The organism is Pandoraea pnomenusa (assembly GCF_040391475.1).
In the GTDB taxonomy this organism is placed as follows: Bacteria; Pseudomonadota; Gammaproteobacteria; order Burkholderiales; family Burkholderiaceae; genus Pandoraea; species Pandoraea pnomenusa_C.
The window spans coordinates 18,065-36,353 of the sequence record NZ_JBEBXS010000034.1; the positions used below are offsets into that span (position 1 = coordinate 18,065).

The following is an 18,289-nucleotide window of genomic DNA, read 5'->3' on the forward strand; positions in this document are numbered from 1 at the left end:
CCTTGAATGGGGAAAGTCGGTCGCAGTTTGCCCGCTTTACTTTTGATGAAAAAGTCGCTTATAAACGAAATTATTTTGATTTCAAATCAACAATGAAGATCACCCTCGATGAGCTTCAGGCCTTTGCTACCGTGGTGGACACGGGGTCGATCACGGCGGCGGCGCCGCAGCTCGGCCTGACGGTGTCGGCTACGAGCCGCACGCTGGGGCGGCTGGAGGAGAAGCTGAAGACCACGCTGCTGCGGCGCACGACACGGCGACTGGCGCTCACCGAGGAAGGCAAGGCGTTCCTGCAGAGCGCGCGCACGATCATCGATTCGGTCGAGAACGCCGAGGAGCAGATGCTCATGCGGCGCGAAAAGCCGTCGGGCCGACTGCGCGTCGACGCCGCAACGCCGTTCATGCTGCACGTGATCGTGCCGTTGGTGCAGGGCTACCGGCAACGTTATCCCGAGGTGGAACTGGAACTCAACAGTAACGAGGGCATCATCGACTTGCTGGAGCGCCGCACCGACGTTGCGATCCGCATCGGCCGGTTGAAGGACTCCACGCTGCATAGCCGCCTGATCGGCCACAGCCGCGTGCGGCTCTTCGCGAGTCCGGCCTATCTGGCGTCGCACGGTACGCCGCGTAAAGTCGAAGATCTCGCCAGACATACGCTGCTCGGCTTCACTGAGCCGGAATCGCTCAATGACTGGCCGATACCGGGGTCCGACGGCGCGCCGTACCGGATCGCACCGGACGTGACGGCGTCGAGCGGCGAGACGTTGCGGCAACTGGCGCTCGACGGCGCGGGCATCGTCAGCCTGTCGGACTTCATGACGGTGCGCGATCGAGAAGCCGGGCGCCTCGTGCAGATCCTGAGCCGTCAGACGCAGGAGGTGCGTCAGCCGATTCAGGCCGTCTACTACCGGAATACTGCCATCTCCGCGCGTATCGCCTCGTTCATCGATTATCTGGTGGAGGCACTCGATACCACGGTGTCAAAAGCGCCCGGGCGGTCGTGGACGTCCGGATGATGTCTGCAGGATTGCCACGCGATTCTCATCCTGTGGTGACGCGTTCCCGATTTCCGGACTGAACGTTTGCGTTTGATCAATTGCCGGAAAAATCATCGTGATATGGTTGATTCGCCATACTAACAATATCGCCCTTCCCCCGCGGGCACACGATGAAAATCAACCGACCAGCCTTTGTCCGTCGCGCGTTCGCGACGGTTGTCTTCGCCCTGACGATGGGGCACGGCATCTCGCAAGCCGCCACGCCCGAACCAGTGCCCGCCAACGCCGCATCGTCCGTCATCATCGACGATCTGCCGCAGAACTACCCCGCCGACATGGACGCCGCCACCCGGGCGCAAGTCATTCGGGGTCGCTATCTGGCTCGCCTGGGCGACTGCGTTGCCTGTCACACGGGCGACAAGTCGAAGCCGCTCGCCGGTGGCCTGTCGTTGCAGACGCCATTCGGCGAGCTGCATTCCACGAACATCACGCCGGACCCCGACACGGGCATCGGTCGCTACACGTTCGAGCAGTTTGAGAAGGCGATGAGAAAGGGCGTCGCTGCGGACGGCCACAACCTCTATCCGGCCATGCCCTATCCGTCCTACGCGAAGATGACGCCGCAGGACATGCGCGACCTCTATGCCTATCTGATGAAGGGGGTGACGCCCGTGCGTCAGGAGAACCGGCCGCTGGGTCTGGGCTTCCCCTTCAATCAGCGTTGGGGTCTGGCGATGTGGAACTGGATGTTCCTCGACAATACACCGTTCGTGAAGAACGAAGCGAACAGCGTGGAATGGAACCGTGGCGCGTACATCGTGCAGGGGCTGGGCCATTGCGGTGCCTGTCACACACCGCGCGGGGTCGGCTTCCAGGAAAAGGCGATGAGCGATGCCGGCAGCAACGGGAAATTCTTCCTGTCCGGCGAGACGGTGGAGCACTGGCGCGCGCTGAGTCTGCGCAATCTCTGGACGCCGCAGGAAACCGCACGCATGCTCAAGACCGGCCGCAACGACTACGGCACCGTGTCGGGCAACATGGTTGACGTGGTGCAGCACAGCACGCAGTACATGACGCAGGAAGACCTGCTGGCGATCGGCACCTACCTGAAGTCGCTGCCGGTCTCCGATGTGGAGAAGCCGATGACGGTGGCCCGCAACGGCGCAGTGAACATTGTTCCCGCGCCCGACATCGTGCCGGGTACGACGATGGCTGTCAGTGCCGCACATGAGCCCGTGGGGCTTTATACGACCCGTGGCGGCCTCGGCTACCTGCAATTCTGTGTGGACTGCCACCGTGCCGACGGCGCGGGTGTCGTGAACGTCTTCCCGCCACTGGCCGGCAACCCGGCGTTGCAGTCGGCGGACGCCTCCACGCTGGTGCACATCATGCTCACGGGATGGGCGTCGCCGAAGACCGCCGCTCATCCGCGCGTAATGACGATGCCGGGCTTCTCGCGACTCGGCGACGGCGAAATTGCCGACATCCTGACCTTTGCGCGTACCGCCTGGGGACGCGCAGGGTCGCCGCCGGTGACGAGTGCAATGGTGGCGAAGATGCGCAAGCAGCTCGACGTCAAGATCGACAATTCGACGTTCGTGACACCGCGACTGGCCGACATGCTGGCGGCGCCCAATGCGTCTCAACTGGTGCTGGGCGCACGGCTCAACATCGACACGCGCACGCTGCTGCCGCGCAACGTCGGCAACGCGTTGAACTGCGCCAGTTGCCATCTGAACGCCGGTACCGTCGCCGATGGATCGCCGTATGTCGGCGTGTCGGCTTCGTTCCCGACGTACATCGCCCGCTCGGGCCGGGTCATTACGATCGAAGAGCGCATCAACGGGTGTTTCAACCGCTCGATGAATGGTAAGCCGCTGCCGCTCGAGTCGACGGAGATGAAGGCCATGGTGGCGTACTTCGACTGGATGCGCGCCGAGACCTCGCCCGAAGGCAAGGTGGAGGGACGCGGCATCGGCAAGATCAGCCAGAAGATCGTGCCCGATAGCGTCAATGGGAAGCGCATCTACGCGGCCCAGTGCGCACTATGTCACGGTGAGAACGGCGAAGGCGTGAAGAACGCACGCGGCGAATGGACCTACCCGCCGCTGTGGGGTGACGATTCGTTCAACATCGGCGCCGGCATGGCCCGAACTTACACGGCGGCCGCGTTCGTGAAGCGCAACATGCCGATCGCCTTCCATGGCCGCTTCCCGCTCGGGCAGGGGGGGCTGACCGATCAGGAAGCCGTGGACGTCGCGGAATACTTCACGCATCAGCCGCGTCCGGACTTCGCGGGCAAGGCGAACGACTGGCCCAAAGACAAGAAGCCGGCAGACGCGCGGTACTGACGCGGCCTGATGTGACGTGCGGCGGCGTGCGGTGTCGCGCCCTCAGGCGAACGCCGCCGAGCCCATGCGGAACAGGGCCACGCCACCCGCCGCGATCACGCCGATGAAGGCGCACCACTCGGGCACGGAGAAGAACGACTTTCCGTGCTCGTGCCGGGCCCACGCGTAGAGCAGGCTGCCCGGCGCGTACAACAGCGCTGACAGCAACAGCAGGTCGATGCCGCAGATGTAGAGCAGGAACGCGGTGTAGATCGTGGCGACGATCGCGATGGCATAAAGCCGCCGCCTGACGCCCGGGTTGTCTTCGTTGGCGGCGGCACGGGCACGGATCACCTTCAGGCTGAAGAGCGCCACCAGCAGATAGGGGATCAGCGCCATCGTGCTGGTCATGCGCAGCATCATCGAGAATGCGTCGGTCGACCAATAGGTACTCACGACAAACGCCTGCACCACGCAAGACGTCAACCAGACGGCGCTGACCGGCAGCTGTTTGTCATTGACCCGCGCAAAGACCTTCGGCATCGCATGGGCGAGCGCGGTCGCGTAGATCACTTCCGCGCAGATCAGCGACCACGCGAGATACGCGCCCAATACCGACAGGATCAGTGCGCCGGAAATGAACGCCACGCCTGCCGGGCCTGCGACCGCCCCCAGCACCGAGGCCATCGATGGCTGTCGCATGACGCCAAGCTCGGACTGCGGCAGTACGGCGTAAGGCAACAACGTCACGAGGACCAGCAGCAACAGGACAAAGGCGAAGCCGAACAGCGTCGCCTTGCCGACGTCCTCACGCGTTCGCGCGTATCGGGAGTAAACGCTCGCCCCTTCAATCCCGATAAAGACGAATACCGTGACTAGCATGGTGGAACCCACTTGGGTCCCCAGTCCTGTTTCGGCTGTCGCAATATTCAACGAGAAGGCATCGGGATCGATCCGGGTAATGAGGATTCCGATAAAAACGAATATCGGTAGGATTTTGATGACGGTGACGATCGAGTTGATCAGCGTGGCCTGGCGAATACCTCGCAGCAGCATCAGGTGAAAGCACCAGATCCCAACGGACGAGACGCCGATGGCGATGGCGGTATTGCCGTCGCCGAAGGCGGGGATATAGGCGCCCAGCGTGGATTTGATGAGTACCCAGTAGGAGACGTTGCCGAAGCACCCGGCCATCCAGTAGCCGAAGGCGGAAATAAAACCGGCGTAATCGCCGAAGCCGTCGCGCGCGTAGGCAAAAATGCCTGAATCCAGGTCCGGCCGGACTTCTGCAAGGTATTGAAAGACGCGCGCGAGCATGAACATGCCGCCGCCCGCAATGCACCACGAAATGATCGCGCCCACGGGCCCGGTCGACATGCCGAAATTGCGTGGCAGTGAGTAAATGCCTGCGCCAACCATGGAGCCGACCACAATGGCCCACAGCACAGGAAGCGAGACTTTCGATTCGTCGGACGACTTCATTTTTGTCTCCTCGCGCCGCTCGAATGCTCATTTTTCCAACAATGCATGCTACATTGCCTTCTGAAAACTTCGGAAGCCGGGTTTCTCCGGTTCCCCGCAAAGATTTCACCGTGCATGATAGGCCCGTATTCCGCAACATGTTCCATCGCGATACGGGCTTTGAAAGTTAACACGTTCATTCCCCGCTCCGCATCCGTCGGCAGCGAAACGACACAAACGGCATTTCAACGGTTCAGCAGGGCGTTTCATTCGGTTTCGACTTAGCGCATTTCCCCCAGATTGCGAGGTCGCAGATGACGAATAACGAACTCAAGATGTCCCGTACTCAACTCACTGCCATGGTGGTGGGCGGGATGGTAGGGGCCGGGATCTTCTCGTTACCCCGAACGTTCGCGAATGCCACCGGACCGGTGGGCGCCATCATCGCGTGGTGTATCGCGGGTGTCGGCATGTACATGCTCGCCCGGGTCTTTCAGTTCCTCGCGCAGAAAAAGCCGGACATGGACGCCGGCGTCTTCATGTACGCGAAGGCGGGCTTCGGCGACTACCCGGGCTTCCTGTCGGCCTTCGGTTACTGGATCGGCAGTTGTATCGGCAACGTCTCCTACTGGGTGCTCATCAAATCCACGTTGGGCGCTTTCTTTCCGATCTTCGGCGATGGCAACACACTCATTGCCATCGGCACGGCGTCGGTCGGGATCTGGCTGTTCCACTACCTGATTCTGCGTGGCGTGAAGCAGGCCGCGTTCATCAACACCGTGGTCACGTTCGCGAAGGTCATCCCGATTCTCGTGTTCATCGTGATCCTGATCTTCGCCTTCAAGGCCGACATGTTCCGGCTGAACATCCAGTCGGCGTCGGTGGACGCGGGCGGCATCGTGGAGCAGGTTCGCGCCACCATGCTGGTGACGGTGTTCGTCTTCATCGGGATCGAAGGGGCGAGCGTGTATTCGCGCTATGCGAAGAAGCGCGAAGACGTGGGCTACGCGACGATTGCCGGCTTCGCCGGCGTGACGGGCCTGATGGTGCTCGTGTCGATGCTGCCCTTCGCGGTGTTGCCTCGCGGCGACGTTGGCGGTATGCGCCAGCCGTCGATGGCGGCCGTGCTCGAGAGCGTGGTGGGGCCATGGGGCGGCATCTTCGTGAGTATCGGCCTGATCGTCTCGGTGCTCGGCGCCTATCTCGCCTGGTCGCTGATCTGCGCGGAAGTGATGTTCGCTGCCGCGAAGAACAACGACATGCCCTCGCTGTTCGCGAAAGAGAACGCCAACAACGTGCCGGCCAACGCCCTGTGGATCACGAACATCATTGTGCAGTTGCTGGTGGCGAGCACGTATTTCTCGCGTGACGCCTTCTCGCTCATGCTCAACCTCACCAGCTCGATGTCGCTGATTCCGTATCTGCTGGTGGCGGCATACGGCTGGATGATTTCGCGTCGTGGAGAGGGCTACGCCGCCGGCGCAGACGACCGCAGGCGCGACCTCACCTTCGCCGTCATCGCGGTGGTCTACACGCTCTTCATGATCGTGGCGGGCGGCGTCAAATTCATTCTGCTCTCCGCCATCCTGTACGCGCCGGGCACGGTGCTTTACGCATGGGCACGTCGTGAGCGAGGGCTCAAGGTTTTCGAAACCCCGATCGAATGGGGCATCTTCATTGTGGCGGTGGTGGCTGCGGTTGCCGGGGTCGTGGCAATGGCGACCGGTGCCATGACCATCTGAACGAGCGGAGATCGACATGGCAAAGACGAAAGGCGGCAAGAAGCAGACAGACGCAAACGCCAGCCCGTTTGGCGTGTATTCGGAAGTGGGCCAGCTCCGCAAGGTGATGGTCTGTGCGCCCGGGCTCGCGCACTCGCGTCTGACGCCGAGCAATTGCGACGAACTGCTGTTCGACGACGTGCTGTGGGTCGACAACGCGAAGCGCGATCACTTCGACTTCGTCACGAAAATGCGCGATCGCGGTGTAGAAGTCGTGGAGATGCACAACCTGTTGGCCGAGACCGTGGCGATGCCTGAAGGCAAGCAGTGGATTCTCGACAATCAGGTGGTGCCGAATCAGGTCGGTCTCGGTTTCATCGACGAGTTGCGCAGTTACCTCGAAGGGCTCGACAACCGCAAGCTGGCCGAGACGCTGCTCGGCGGCCTGTCGATTCACGACTTTCCCGAGACTCACGGAGGCGCGGCGCTCAAGGTCGTGCGCGAGGCCGCCGGCGCGACAGAGTATCTGCTGCCGCCGCTGCCCAACACGCTCTACACGCGCGACACGACGTGCTGGATCTACGGCGGCGTGACGCTCAATCCGCTGTACTGGCCGGCGCGCCATGAAGAGACGATCCTGACCACGGCGATCTACCGGTTCCATCCGGACTTCGCCGGCAAGGTCAATGTGTGGTGGGGCGATCCGACGCAGGACCACGGGCTGGCCACGCTCGAAGGCGGCGACGTGATGCCCATCGGCAACAAGACCGTGCTGATCGGCATGAGCGAGCGCACGTCGCGCCAGGCGATCAGCCAACTGGCGAACGAACTGTTCAAGCGCGGTGCCGCCGAGCGCGTGATTGTTGCGGCCATGCCCAAGATTCGCGCCGCGATGCACCTCGACACGGTGTTTACCTTCGCGGATCGCGATTGCGTGCTCACGGCCCCGGACTTCATGGCAAAGACACGCACGTTCTCCTATTGGCCGAGCGACGGCCCTGCGGGCGTGGAGCTTCGCGCCGAGAAAAAGCCGTTCGTCGACGTGGTCGCGAGCGCGCTGAATCTCAAGAAGCTGCGCGTAGTCGAGGCGGGCGGTAGCGATTACCAGCGCGAGCGTACGCAATGGGACAGCGGTGCCAACCTCGTGTGCGCGTCGCCGGGCGTGGTGTTCGCCTACGACCGCAACACGTATACGAACACGCTGTTGCGCAAGGCAGGCATCGAGGTGATCACCATCGTCGGTGCGGAACTCGGCCGCGGCCGTGGCGGCGGTCACTGCATGACGTGCCCGATCATTCGCGATCCCGTGGACTATTGAGATGACGATCCTACGGCGTTCGGGGCGCAGGCTTCGCGCCGTCGCGAGGGTGGCGGCATTCGCCACCTTCGCCACCCTTGTCATACCTGCCTATGCCGCGATGTCCGTGTTGCGGCCGCCGCGCGAGGCTCGCTCCGACCAGCCGTTGGTCGTGACCATCGTCTACTCGGGCGACGCGAACGGTTTTACCGGCGAGATTCCGGCGGAGCTGACCGTCACGCTGACCAACGGCGAGGCTGCACCGCGACGCGTTGCCCTGACGCGCGATACGTCGTCACCCGCGCAAGTGGCGCTCGCTCCCGGCGAAATGAAGGCCGTTTCGTATAGCGCAGCCTGGCCCGAGTGGGCACGCGGCCTGCTGAAAATCGATGTACCCGACACGGACGTCTCGCCGTCCGTGGTGCTGCTCACACGTATGAAGGACGGTGCGCCGGTAGCCGAAGACACTTCGCCATCGTCGTCGTGGATGACGGCGGCCGCACCCACGGACGCCACGTCGCCACGCAATGACGGTACGGTGCCGATTTCACCGTCACCGCCCAGGGCATCCGACCTCGGCACGTTCCTGGGCGGACGGTTGTCGAGCTACGAGCCGATGTACTTTGCCGATGGCTTTGGCTCGCACGGCGAGAATCTCGCCAAGTTCCAGGTCAGCATCAAGTTCCGGTTCATCATGCCGGACGATCCGCGCTCGCGTCGTTTCACCGACAACATTTACTTCGGCTACACGCAGGTGTCACTGTGGGACATGCGCGAGTATTCGGCGCCATTCCGCGATACCAGCTACAAACCGGCGCTGTTCTACTACGTGGCCGACACCGGCTGGCGTACGAGCTGGTTCACGCGCATGGGGTTCGAGGGCGGCTACGAGCATGAGTCGAATGGCAAGGCTGGGCCGGATTCGCGCGGCATCGATACCTTGTTCGTCAAACCGATCTTCGAGTTTGGCGACCTCAACGCGAATTACCTGACCGTCGCACCGAAGATCTATTGGTACGAGCACAAAGCCGACGAGAACAGCGACATTGCCGATTATCGCGGCTACGTCGACCTGCTGCTGAAGTACGGCAGCAACGACGGCTGGCAGCTTGCCGCGACCCTGCGCAAGGGGATGAAGGGAGGCAAGGGCAGTATCGACACGCAATTCACTTATCCGCTCGCCAAACTCATTTCGAGTGCTTGGGGGGGATACATCTGGGTCGGCTATTTCAACGGCTATGGAGAAGACATTCTCGATTACAACAAGCATCGCTGGATAGCGCGTATCGGCTTTGCCGTCTCGAGGTAGCATCGGCGGGGACGGTTCACGATCAACGGTCGCCACAGAGAGTCGAGAGTTGTCATGCAAGCGAAATCTCGCGGTGGGTTCTGGAAGTGGAGCAAGCGCCTTCTGATTGCGCTGCTGCTGGTTTTGGCCACATTCCTTGTCTTGCGCATCTACGAGACGCAGCGTGGCCCGTCGCTCTCGCTCTGGCACACCTACGTGCCGCCCGACTGGCATGCGTCCGAGATCGACCACGCCACCTGGGCGCAATACATCGCTCACGAGAACGAGCTCTTCGACGATGTGCGCCAGCACGTCAGCGCGAAGCTGCCCCCCGGCGAGCGGGTGCTGAGCAACCGCTTCAACCCCGAAAGCGCCATCTACCCGCCGCATTTTTCACACGACTGGAACCGTTCGTACACGCTCATGCCGCAGGGCACGCCGCGCGGCGTGGTGGTGCTCCTGCATGGCCTGACCGATTCTCCCTACAGCTTGCGGCACATCGGCAGGCGCTATCAGGAGGACGGATTCGCGGTCGTCGGCATTCGTCTGCCGGGGCACGGCACCGTGCCTTCCGGGCTGACCGACGCCACGTGGGAAGACTGGCGTGCGGCCACGCGGCTGGCAGTGCGTGAGGCGCGCACGCTCGTGCCGAAGCCCGCACCGCTGCATCTCGTCGGATTCTCGAACGGCGGGGCATTGGCCATGCAGTTCGCGCTCGACGCACTGGAAGACGACAAGCTCGACCGTCCCGACAAGCTGCTGCTGATCTCGCCGATGATCGGCATCACGCGTTTCGCGCGCTTCGCCGGGCTGGCCGCGTTGCCCGCGTTCCTGCCGCCGTTTGCGAAAGCGGCCTGGCTCGGCATCGTGCCGGAGTTCAACCCGTTCAAGTACAACTCGTTTCCGGTCAACGGCGCACGTCAGTCGTTTGCGCTGACGCAGGCCTTGCAGTCGCAGATCTCGCGCATGTCGCGCGATGGCGTGCTCGACGGCCGACTTCCGCCGGTACTGACATTCCATTCGGTCCTCGATTTCACGGTGAGCACGCGTGCCGTAGTCACCGCGCTGTATCAGCATCTACCTGCCAATGGCAGCGAACTGGTGCTGTTCGACATCAACCGCTCGGCCAAGATGACGCCGTTCTTCCGGGCCGCCGCGTCCGACGCCATGCTGCGTCTGCTGCCGTCGCCGCCGCGCACCTACCGCACGACGGTCATCACGAACGCGAGCAATGACTCGCCGAACATGGTCGCGCAGGTGACCGAGGCGGGCGCTACCGAGACCGTCGTCAATCCGATTCCCTACCAGTATCCGGGCGAGATCTTCTCGCTCTCGCATGTGGCGCTGCCGTTCCCGATGTCCGACACGCTGTACGGCCTGCATCCGGACGAGCCGGAAGATTTCGGCGTGCATCTCGGCGCCATGTCCGTGCGCGGCGAAGTCGGCTTTCTCGTGATCGGCTCCGACACCTTCCTGCGTCTGTCGTCGAATCCGTTCTATCCGCTCATGGCGCAATACGTCGACAACCTGACCGGCGCCGCGCCGCATTGACCGCAACCGCTTCCTCTTCGCCAACACGCGACGTACCGTACCGTGCCAAGTGACCTTCTGATTACCGTCGGCCTGCTGTGCAGCGCCGTCGTGATGTTCATCATCGGACGCCCGCGCGCCGACGCCGTGGCGCTCATCATGATCGTGGCGCTCCCTGCGCTGGGCATTGTGTCGGTGCCGCAGGCGCTCGCGGGCTTCTCCGACCCGAACTTCATCCTGATCGCGACCCTGTTCGTCATTGGCGATGGCCTGGTGCGTACGGGCGTGGCGCACCACCTCGGTGAGTTCCTGATGGAACGTGGCGGCTCAAACGAGCAGCGACTGATGGTGCTGCTGATGGTGATCATCGGGATCATGGGGTCGGTGATGAGCTCGACGGCGGTCGTCGCGATCTTCATCCCGATCGTGCTCAACATTGCACGCAAGTCGAACATCGCGCACACGCGCCTCATCATGCCGGTCGGCGTGGCGGCGCTCACCAGCGGCATGCTGACGCTGGTGGCGACGACGTCGAATCTGGTGGTCAACAGTGCGCTGGTGTATCGCGGCTACGACGGATTCAGCTTCTTCGGCATCTCCTTTGTCGGGGTGCCGATTCTCGTGGCCGCCATCGCCTACATGTTGTTCGCGAGCCGATGGCTCAATCACAAGACGAAGACGGAAACGCAGCAACGGCCGACCATGCAGGACTGGATCGAGCGCTACTCACTGGCGGGACGTGCCTTCTGGCTGAAGGTCGGGGTGAACTCACCGCTGGTCGGGCAGACGCTGGGCAGTTTCAATCTCGACGACGACGATGACGACGACGCCGACCGTGGCGCGCATGTGGTTGCGGTGGAACGCCGCATCGGCATGGGGGCGGTCGTGATGCTCGGCACGTCGGAGACAACCATCGCCGTAGGCGACGTGCTGCTGCTCGACGCCGATGCCGAGTCGTTCAACGTGCGGGCTTTCTGCGCGCGCTACCTCGTGCTGGAGCTGTCGATGTCGGGGGCGTACTTCATGGATCAGACGCGAGACGTCGGCATGGCGGAAGTGATCGTGCCGCCGGACTCGAGTCTCGTGGGCGGTGTGGTAAGCCAGTCGGCGTTGCATCGTCACGGGGTGACGGTGGTGGGTTTGCGTCGCGCGGACGGTCCGGTCGAGAAGGGGTTGCAGGATACGCGCCTCAAGGTCGGCGACACCCTGTTGGTGATCGGGACGTGGGACAGCATCTTCGCCATGCAGTCGGTGGAACACGATCTGGTGTGTCTGGCGATGCCCATCGAGAGCGAGTCGTCGGTGCCCGCGCCGCACAAGGCGATCCAGGCCATTGGATGTCTCGCGCTGGTGGTCGCGCTGATGCTCACCCCCAGCGTCCCGAATGTCCTCGCCGGGCTGACGGGGTGTCTGCTGATGGGGCTGCTGGGCTGCATCACGCTAGACTCGGCGTACCGCGCCATTCACTGGCGCACGATCGTGTTGATCGTGGGCATGCTGCCGTTCTCGATTGCGCTGCAACGCACGGGGGGCATCGACATTGTGGCTGACGCACTGGTGCACGTGGCCAGCGAGTGGGGCGTGCACAGTCTGATTGCTGCCGTGTTCGCGTTGACGCTGGTGATCGGCACGGTCGTGTCGAGTACACCTACGGCCGTGTTGATGGCGCCGGTGGCCATCACGATGGCGGAACACCTGGGCCTGTCGCCGTATCCGTTTGCGCTCACGGTGGCGATTGCGGCGAGTGCCGCTTACATCTCGCCGATTGCCACGCCGGTCAGCGCGCTCGTGAGCAGCGCGGGTAACTACAAGCTTTGGGACTTCGTGAAGATCGGCACGCCGATGGCGCTGATCGCCGGGGCGATCAGCGTCGTGCTTGTGCCGTTGTTCTGGCACGTGTGAGCGGTTGACGTCGCGCGTGACGCGACGCCTGCACGCCGCGCATGGCGCAAGCGTGCGCTATCACTCGGTGCGGGTGCCGGCGAGGCGCACGCGCACTGTGCCCGTCTCGCCGCGACGCGTGATCGCGATGGACGCCGTGGCCGGCGACGCGTTGATCAACGCGCGAAGGTGCTCGACATCTTCCACGACTCGGCCATTGACGCCGAGAATCACGTCACCGGGGCGGATACCCGCCTTCGCTGCCGGGCCGGAAGCTTCCTGCACCAGCACGCCCGCGTCGATGCCGAGGCTGTCGGCTTCGTCGTCCGACAGCGGGCGCACGGCCACGCCGAGGCGGGGCTTCGACACACGCGTGAGGCCCTGATCCGGCCCCTGGCCTTGCGACGGCCCACCGCGCACGATGCGCTCCTTGATACGCATCGCTTCGTCGATCGGAATGGCGAACGACAGGCCCTGATAGCCACCGGTACGCGAATAGATCATCGAGTTGATGCCGATGACTTCGCCCTTCAGGTTGAACAGCGGACCGCCCGAGTTGCCGGGGTTCACCGGCACATCCGTCTGGATGAAGTGCACCGGGCTGTCTTCCGACATCTGGCGCGATTTTGCGCTGATGATGCCCGACGTCACGGTGTTGTCCAGGCCGTAAGGCGAGCCGATGGCGACAACCCATTCGCCCACGCGGCTTTGCGCGGGATCGCCGATCTTCACGGCGGGCAGGCCGCTACCGGAGATCTTGAGCACGGCGACGTCCGCGGCGCGGTCGGTGCCGATGACGCGCGCGGGAAGCTTGCGGCCGTCGGCGAGCTTGACCAGAACCTGATCCGCGCCGGAGACGACGTGGTTGTTGGTGAGGACAAAGCCGTCCTGGCTGATGATGAAGCCGGAACCGAGGCTGGCGGCCTTGCCGCCATCGGACAGCCGGCCCTTGATGGCGTCGATATGCACCACGGCCGGGCCGTAGCGCGACACGATGGACGCGAAGTCGGGTGCCTGCGCGCTGGCACCTGCACCGGCGCGCGAGGCCGGGCCGCTGGTCTCGGCTGCGCTCGCCAATCCGGGGCCCACGAGGAGGGATCCGGCAAGCGCGATGCCGAGGAGACTGCCGGCGACGCGGCCGTGACGATACGTACTGATGCCCATGATGCTTGCGGATTGCGAGGTTGCAAAAAGGTCAGGATGACCTTGGGAGTTCGCATCCTATGCCGCAAGTCTTAAGCGAGCCTTAAGAAATCCCTGAGTGGCGTGGTTCAGACGGAGACGGTGCGGTAACGTCGGCTCAACCGCATGAGCAGCGCATTGCCCGCCAGCGCGAACAGCATCAGGAAAAGCGCCACGGCCATGATCGTGTCGATGTCGCCGAGATTCATGGCGTTGGCAAGCTGATGGCCCAGCCCCTTTTGCGAGGCGAACATCTCGCCGATCAACACCCCCAGCAATGACAGCGAGAATCCCAGCCGGATCCCCGAGAACACTTCCGGCAGTGCGGCGGGCAGCACGACGCGCAGTGCGATCTGACGGCGCGACAGGTGCATCGCATGGGCGGCACGGAAGTAGACGGGCCGGATTTGCCGAATGCCGTTCATCGTGAAGACGAGGATCGGGATCAGGCCGTGCATGACACCGAAAGCGACCTTGGCGGCGAGACCGAGCCCGAAGATCAGCAGCACGAACGGATATAGCGTGACCTTCGGCAGCGAGTACAGGTTGACGAGAATCGGCTCGGCCACGTTCGCGGCAAGGCGGTTCGCGCCCAATATCAGTCCCAGCGCAATGCCGCCGACGATGGCGACGGCCAGCGAGTAGAGCAGCGCTTGCCCCGTCTCGGCGGCATCAAGCCAGAACGACGCCGTGCCCATCATCTGCCAAAGCCCCTGCGCCGTGGTGAGCGGCGAGCCGAGCGCGGCGTTGTTGACCATGTGCACACCCTGCCAGAGGGCGATGAGGCCCAGCAGGACAGCGAGCGTGCCGAGCGGATTGGCTTTCTTCATTTCCATGCAGGTCCCCGCTTCAGCGACGACGACGCGCCGCAAAGCGCGCGTCGGCGTGGTTGAGCAAGGCGTTGACCAGTGTCACGGTGACCAGCACCATGAGCATCAGCGCGTACATGTCGGCGTTCTCGAAGTTGTTGTAGGCGTAGCTGATGGCGTAGCCGATGCCCGAACCGGAGAGAATGAATTCGGAGGCGATCACGCCGATAAACGCGTGCGACACCGCCAGCCGCACACCGCTGAACAGATAGGGCAGGGCCGCAGGCAATTGAATGTGCCAGACGGTCTGCCAGCGTGTCAGACGCATCGTGCGCGCCGTTTTCGAGAACGCGCGGGGAATGCGATCGAGGCCGGTCATGGTTGCCGTGATCATCGAGACGACCGCCAGCAGCGTGGCGATGGCGATGATCGGCAGCGCCCCTACGCCGAACAGCACGATGAAGACCGGGTAGAACGCGAATGTCGGTACGGCGTAGTAGCTCGCGATGAGCGGTTCCAACGCGCGACGCACGCCGGGCATCGCATGGATCGCGAGTCCGGCAGCGAACCCGAGCGCCACGGCGCTCACCGCCGCGATGGCGATGCTCGCAAAGCTCGTGGCGATATCGTGGGTGAAGCGGCCTTCGCGCAGGACATCGAAGGCGTGCAGCGCCATCGCACTCGGGGCGATCATGACCGGCGCCGGAATCGTGCCGGTGCGGCACAACCCTTCGACGATCAGGATCAGTCCTGCGACAACACACGTGCGAATGAGGCGTTCGGCGTGAATCATGACAACGTTTTCGTACTCGGGGCTCAACGACCGCGCATGCCCGGACGGCGTGCACCGCCGTCGCGCGAGGGCTCGCCCGCCTGCATGGCCTTGAGCGACTCGTCGCGCAGGGTTTCCCACAACCGCGCGGTGATGTCGCCGAAGCGCGGCGCGGCAACGCCACGGCTGTCGCGCTGGCGATCCCAGCCGGTTTCGATGATGTCGATGAAGCGTCCCGGACGCGACGACATCACGCCCACGCGATCGGAGAGCACTGCGGCTTCGTCGAGCGCGTGCGTGATCAGCAGCACGGTGGCTGACGTTTCGCGCCAGAGGCGCAGCAATTCGTCGCCCATGAGCATGCGCGTTTGCTGGTCGAGGGCGCCGAACGGTTCGTCGAGCAGGATCAGGCGCGGGGCGATGACCAGCGTGCGTGCGATACACATGCGCTGACGCATGCCGCCGGACAACTGCGCCGGACGCGCATTCGCGAAGTCACGCAGCCCCATGAAACCGAGTGCGTAATCCACACGACGGGCGATCTCGGTACCGTCGACACCGGCCATGCGAAGGCCGAAGCCGATGTTCTCGCGCACGGTGAGCCAGGGGAACGAGGCATCTTCCTGAAAGACGACACCTACGCCATCGGGAACACCGGTCACCGGCTTGCCTTCGAATTGCACGGTGCCGGCGGTGGGCGCGGCCAGCCCGGCGATCAGTTCGAGCAACGTCGACTTGCCGCAGCCCGACGGGCCGACGACGGAGAAGAACTCGCCACGGCGAAGCGTCAGATCGACAGGGCCGAGCGCCTGCATCTTCACCTTTCGGGAGGTCTTTTCGTCAGGCGTGTCGAAGACCTTCGTCACGCCCGAGAGCACCGCATGCGGTTCGCGTCCGGTGCCCGACGTGCCGGTGCCATCGACCAGATGCAAGTGCGAGTTCTGGCACTGCGATGTCATAGCTGACCCTTTGCGCGGACGTCCGCGGGCAGGAAGCGCGAATCGATGAGCTTCGCCCAGTCGACGTCTTCCTTGATCTCGCCGATGAGCTTGAGGCCGCTGGCGACGCGATCCAGTTCGGTGCGGTCGAACTGTCCCTGACTCCACATATGCGACTGCACCATGTTGTCCACGGCTTCCTTCGCGACTTCCGGCGACAGCTTGAACTGCACCGCCAGCAGTTTTGCGGCGGCGGCCGGGTCGGCGTAGGTGGCGTCCACGCCCGCGCGGCGACCGGCAATGATCGCGCGCAGCGTGTCGGGATGCGATTGCGCGAACGCGCGCGTGGTGATGCCGACCGAAGTGGTCATGGGCTTGAGCACGTCGCCCGCGCGATAGAGCGTGCGGTATTTCGACTTGCGCAGGATCGAGAGCGGTTCGATGGCGACCGCACCGGCGACCGCGCCTTGCTCGAGCATCGTCATGCCGTTCACATAGCCGCCCGAGGCGACACGCGTGATCTTCGAGGCGTCGATGCCTTTCTCGCGGAGGACCATGAGAAACAGCATCTCGGACACGCTTTTGGGCGACGTGATGGCGACCTTCTTGCCGACGAGATCGTTCAGCGAGCGGATCGGGCTGTCGGGCATCGTGACCATCGATGCTTCGGCCACACTGCGCGTTCCGGTGTTCACGATCACGATGTCGAGCCCCTGACGCGCGGCTGCGAGCGCGGCGGAGACCGCGACTTCGCCATAAGGTGTCTTGCTCGCCAGAATGTTGCGCACGGTGGTGCCGCCGCCGCCCGAACTCAGAATGCCGGTGATGTCGATGCCCGCCTTCTTGAACAGTCCGCGATCCAGGGCCACGGCGTAGGGCAGCCCGTACAGGCTGCTGCCCCACTGCGTCACGGAAATTTCCTCGGCGTGGGCCGTACGCGCGGCGGGCATGAACAGGGCGCTGGCCAGTGCGAACAGTTGAACGAGGGGGAACAGCCTTTTCATCATCGACTCCGGGTCAAACCAGCCGGCGCATCGGTGCGCGCCGGGAACGAAATAGCGCAAAGCGCTCGATCATACGCTGCCGGCGCACTTCAGAGACAGGATTTGCGCCATGAGACGGCACATTATGGCGAATCGGGACGAGGCCATTGTCATATGCGCCAAACGCGCGCTTGCGGCGCCAGGCGCCCCCCGTGCGAGTGGCGCGCCGCTCGACGGCACCCGCAACTTAGTGTCAGAGGCTCACATGATGCGGCATTTTGCCGTTTCGCGCCGGGTTGGACCGGCGGTGCCTGTTCGAAGGGGGAAGAGAGGACGTGCACGCGACCGTAATCGTGATTAGTATGGACGGCGACAAACCACGACAACATCACATCGCATGCACGCTTCCTCGATTCAGGCCGTCATCTTCGACTTCGATCTGACGCTGGCCGACTCCTCCGACGCCATCGTCGAATGCACGCAATATGCGCTCGGACATCTCGAATGCCACGACGCGACGCCTGCGCAAATTCGCGCGGTCATCGGCCTGTCGCTGCCGATGATGTTCCAGACCCTGAGCAACGACGCCGATCCCGAGTGCGCGGCGGCGTTCGTGAAGCACTTCGTGGCGCGTGCCGATGCCATCATGGTGCAGTCGACGCGTATCTATCCCGAAGTCCCCGCCTTGCTGGCGAATCTGCGCGCGGAAGGCCTGTCGGTGGCGATCGTCTCGACGAAATTCCGTCACCGCATCGACGCGATTCTCACGGTGGCAGGCCTGCGCGAGCAGGTCGACGTGGTGATCGGCGGCGAGGACGTGCAACGTCACAAGCCGGACCCGGAGGGGATTGCACAGGCGCTTGGCCGGCTGAATCTCACTGCCTCAGAAGCGATCTATGTTGGCGATCACGCGGTGGATGCACAAGCGGCGGCGCAGGCCGGGACGGGGTTCATCGGGATGGTGACCGGCACCACGTCGCACGCGGGGTGGGCCGAGGCAGGGAAAATGGCCGTCAAGTCTCACGTAGGCGAGGTGGCCAGCCTCGTGCGCGCGATGCGGTCGCCGACGCCGCAAGCGTCTGCAGACGTAGCGTGA

The 18,289-nt window shown here is 63.6% G+C and carries 14 protein-coding genes; 8 read left to right on the forward strand and 6 right to left on the reverse strand.

The window, feature by feature from the left end:
* Positions 1–92: 92 nt before the first annotated feature.
* Both ABWO90_RS23175 and ABWO90_RS23180 read left to right on the forward strand, forming a co-directional pair.
* Complete coding sequence (locus ABWO90_RS23175) at positions 93–1,019, forward strand: LysR substrate-binding domain-containing protein (protein ID WP_353193582.1); 927 nt, start codon at positions 93–95, stop codon at positions 1,017–1,019.
* Between the two features lie 215 nt (positions 1,020–1,234).
* Positions 1,235–3,352 (forward strand): c-type cytochrome, encoded by a 2,118-nt coding sequence (locus ABWO90_RS23180; RefSeq protein WP_353193605.1) that lies wholly within the window; start codon positions 1,235–1,237, stop codon positions 3,350–3,352.
* Positions 3,353–3,394: 42 nt separating this feature from the next.
* Here the strand turns inward: ABWO90_RS23180 and ABWO90_RS23185 are convergent, their stop codons facing one another.
* Entirely contained in the window at positions 3,395–4,813 is a 1,419-nt protein-coding gene (locus ABWO90_RS23185) for a basic amino acid/polyamine antiporter (protein ID WP_353193583.1), read from the reverse strand.
* 293 nt (positions 4,814–5,106) lie between these two features.
* On the opposite strand from ABWO90_RS23185, the gene ABWO90_RS23190 reads away from it, so the two are divergent.
* The 5 genes from ABWO90_RS23190 (at position 5,107) to ABWO90_RS23210 (ending at position 12,530) form a co-directional block, all read left to right on the forward strand.
* Positions 5,107–6,534 (forward strand): basic amino acid/polyamine antiporter, encoded by a 1,428-nt coding sequence (locus ABWO90_RS23190; protein WP_502922685.1) that lies wholly within the window; start codon positions 5,107–5,109, stop codon positions 6,532–6,534.
* A gap of 106 nt (positions 6,535–6,640) precedes the next feature.
* Complete coding sequence (locus tag ABWO90_RS23195) at positions 6,641–7,831, forward strand: arginine deiminase (RefSeq protein ID WP_502922687.1); 1,191 nt, start codon at positions 6,641–6,643, stop codon at positions 7,829–7,831.
* A 1-nt stretch (position 7,832) separates the two neighbouring features.
* Positions 7,833–9,119: a phospholipase A gene (locus tag ABWO90_RS23200; RefSeq protein ID WP_353193586.1), complete on the forward strand. Its 1,287-nt coding sequence runs from the start codon at positions 7,833–7,835 to the stop codon at positions 9,117–9,119.
* Between the two features lie 54 nt (positions 9,120–9,173).
* Positions 9,174–10,649, forward strand: a complete 1,476-nt coding sequence (locus ABWO90_RS23205; RefSeq protein ID WP_353193587.1) for an alpha/beta hydrolase — start codon at positions 9,174–9,176, stop codon at positions 10,647–10,649.
* 42 nt (positions 10,650–10,691) lie between these two features.
* Positions 10,692–12,530, forward strand: a complete 1,839-nt coding sequence (locus tag ABWO90_RS23210) for an SLC13 family permease (protein ID WP_353193588.1) — start codon at positions 10,692–10,694, stop codon at positions 12,528–12,530.
* A gap of 60 nt (positions 12,531–12,590) precedes the next feature.
* On the opposite strand, the gene ABWO90_RS23215 is transcribed toward ABWO90_RS23210, so the two are convergent.
* The 5 genes from ABWO90_RS23215 to ABWO90_RS23235 all read right to left on the reverse strand — a co-directional run bounded on the left by ABWO90_RS23215 (position 12,591) and on the right by ABWO90_RS23235 (position 17,214).
* Positions 12,591–13,673: a S1C family serine protease gene (locus ABWO90_RS23215; protein ID WP_502922686.1), complete on the reverse strand. Its 1,083-nt coding sequence runs from the start codon at positions 13,671–13,673 to the stop codon at positions 12,591–12,593.
* A gap of 107 nt (positions 13,674–13,780) precedes the next feature.
* The gene (locus ABWO90_RS23220; RefSeq protein ID WP_353193589.1) at positions 13,781–14,527 is read right to left on the reverse strand and encodes an ABC transporter permease; all 747 of its coding nucleotides are present in this window, start codon (positions 14,525–14,527) and stop codon (positions 13,781–13,783) included.
* Between the two features lie 13 nt (positions 14,528–14,540).
* Positions 14,541–15,293, reverse strand: coding sequence for an ABC transporter permease (locus tag ABWO90_RS23225; RefSeq protein WP_353193590.1), 753 nt, complete (start codon positions 15,291–15,293; stop codon positions 14,541–14,543).
* A 23-nt stretch (positions 15,294–15,316) separates the two neighbouring features.
* Positions 15,317–16,231 (reverse strand): ABC transporter ATP-binding protein, encoded by a 915-nt coding sequence (locus ABWO90_RS23230; RefSeq protein ID WP_353193591.1) that lies wholly within the window; start codon positions 16,229–16,231, stop codon positions 15,317–15,319.
* Positions 16,228–17,214: an ABC transporter substrate-binding protein gene (locus ABWO90_RS23235; RefSeq protein ID WP_353193592.1), complete on the reverse strand. Its 987-nt coding sequence runs from the start codon at positions 17,212–17,214 to the stop codon at positions 16,228–16,230. The genes ABWO90_RS23230 and ABWO90_RS23235 overlap by 4 nt, the downstream gene beginning before the upstream one ends.
* A 376-nt stretch (positions 17,215–17,590) precedes the next feature.
* On the opposite strand from ABWO90_RS23235, the gene ABWO90_RS23240 reads away from it, so the two are divergent.
* The gene (locus ABWO90_RS23240; RefSeq protein ID WP_353193593.1) at positions 17,591–18,289 is read left to right on the forward strand and encodes an HAD family hydrolase; all 699 of its coding nucleotides are present in this window, start codon (positions 17,591–17,593) and stop codon (positions 18,287–18,289) included.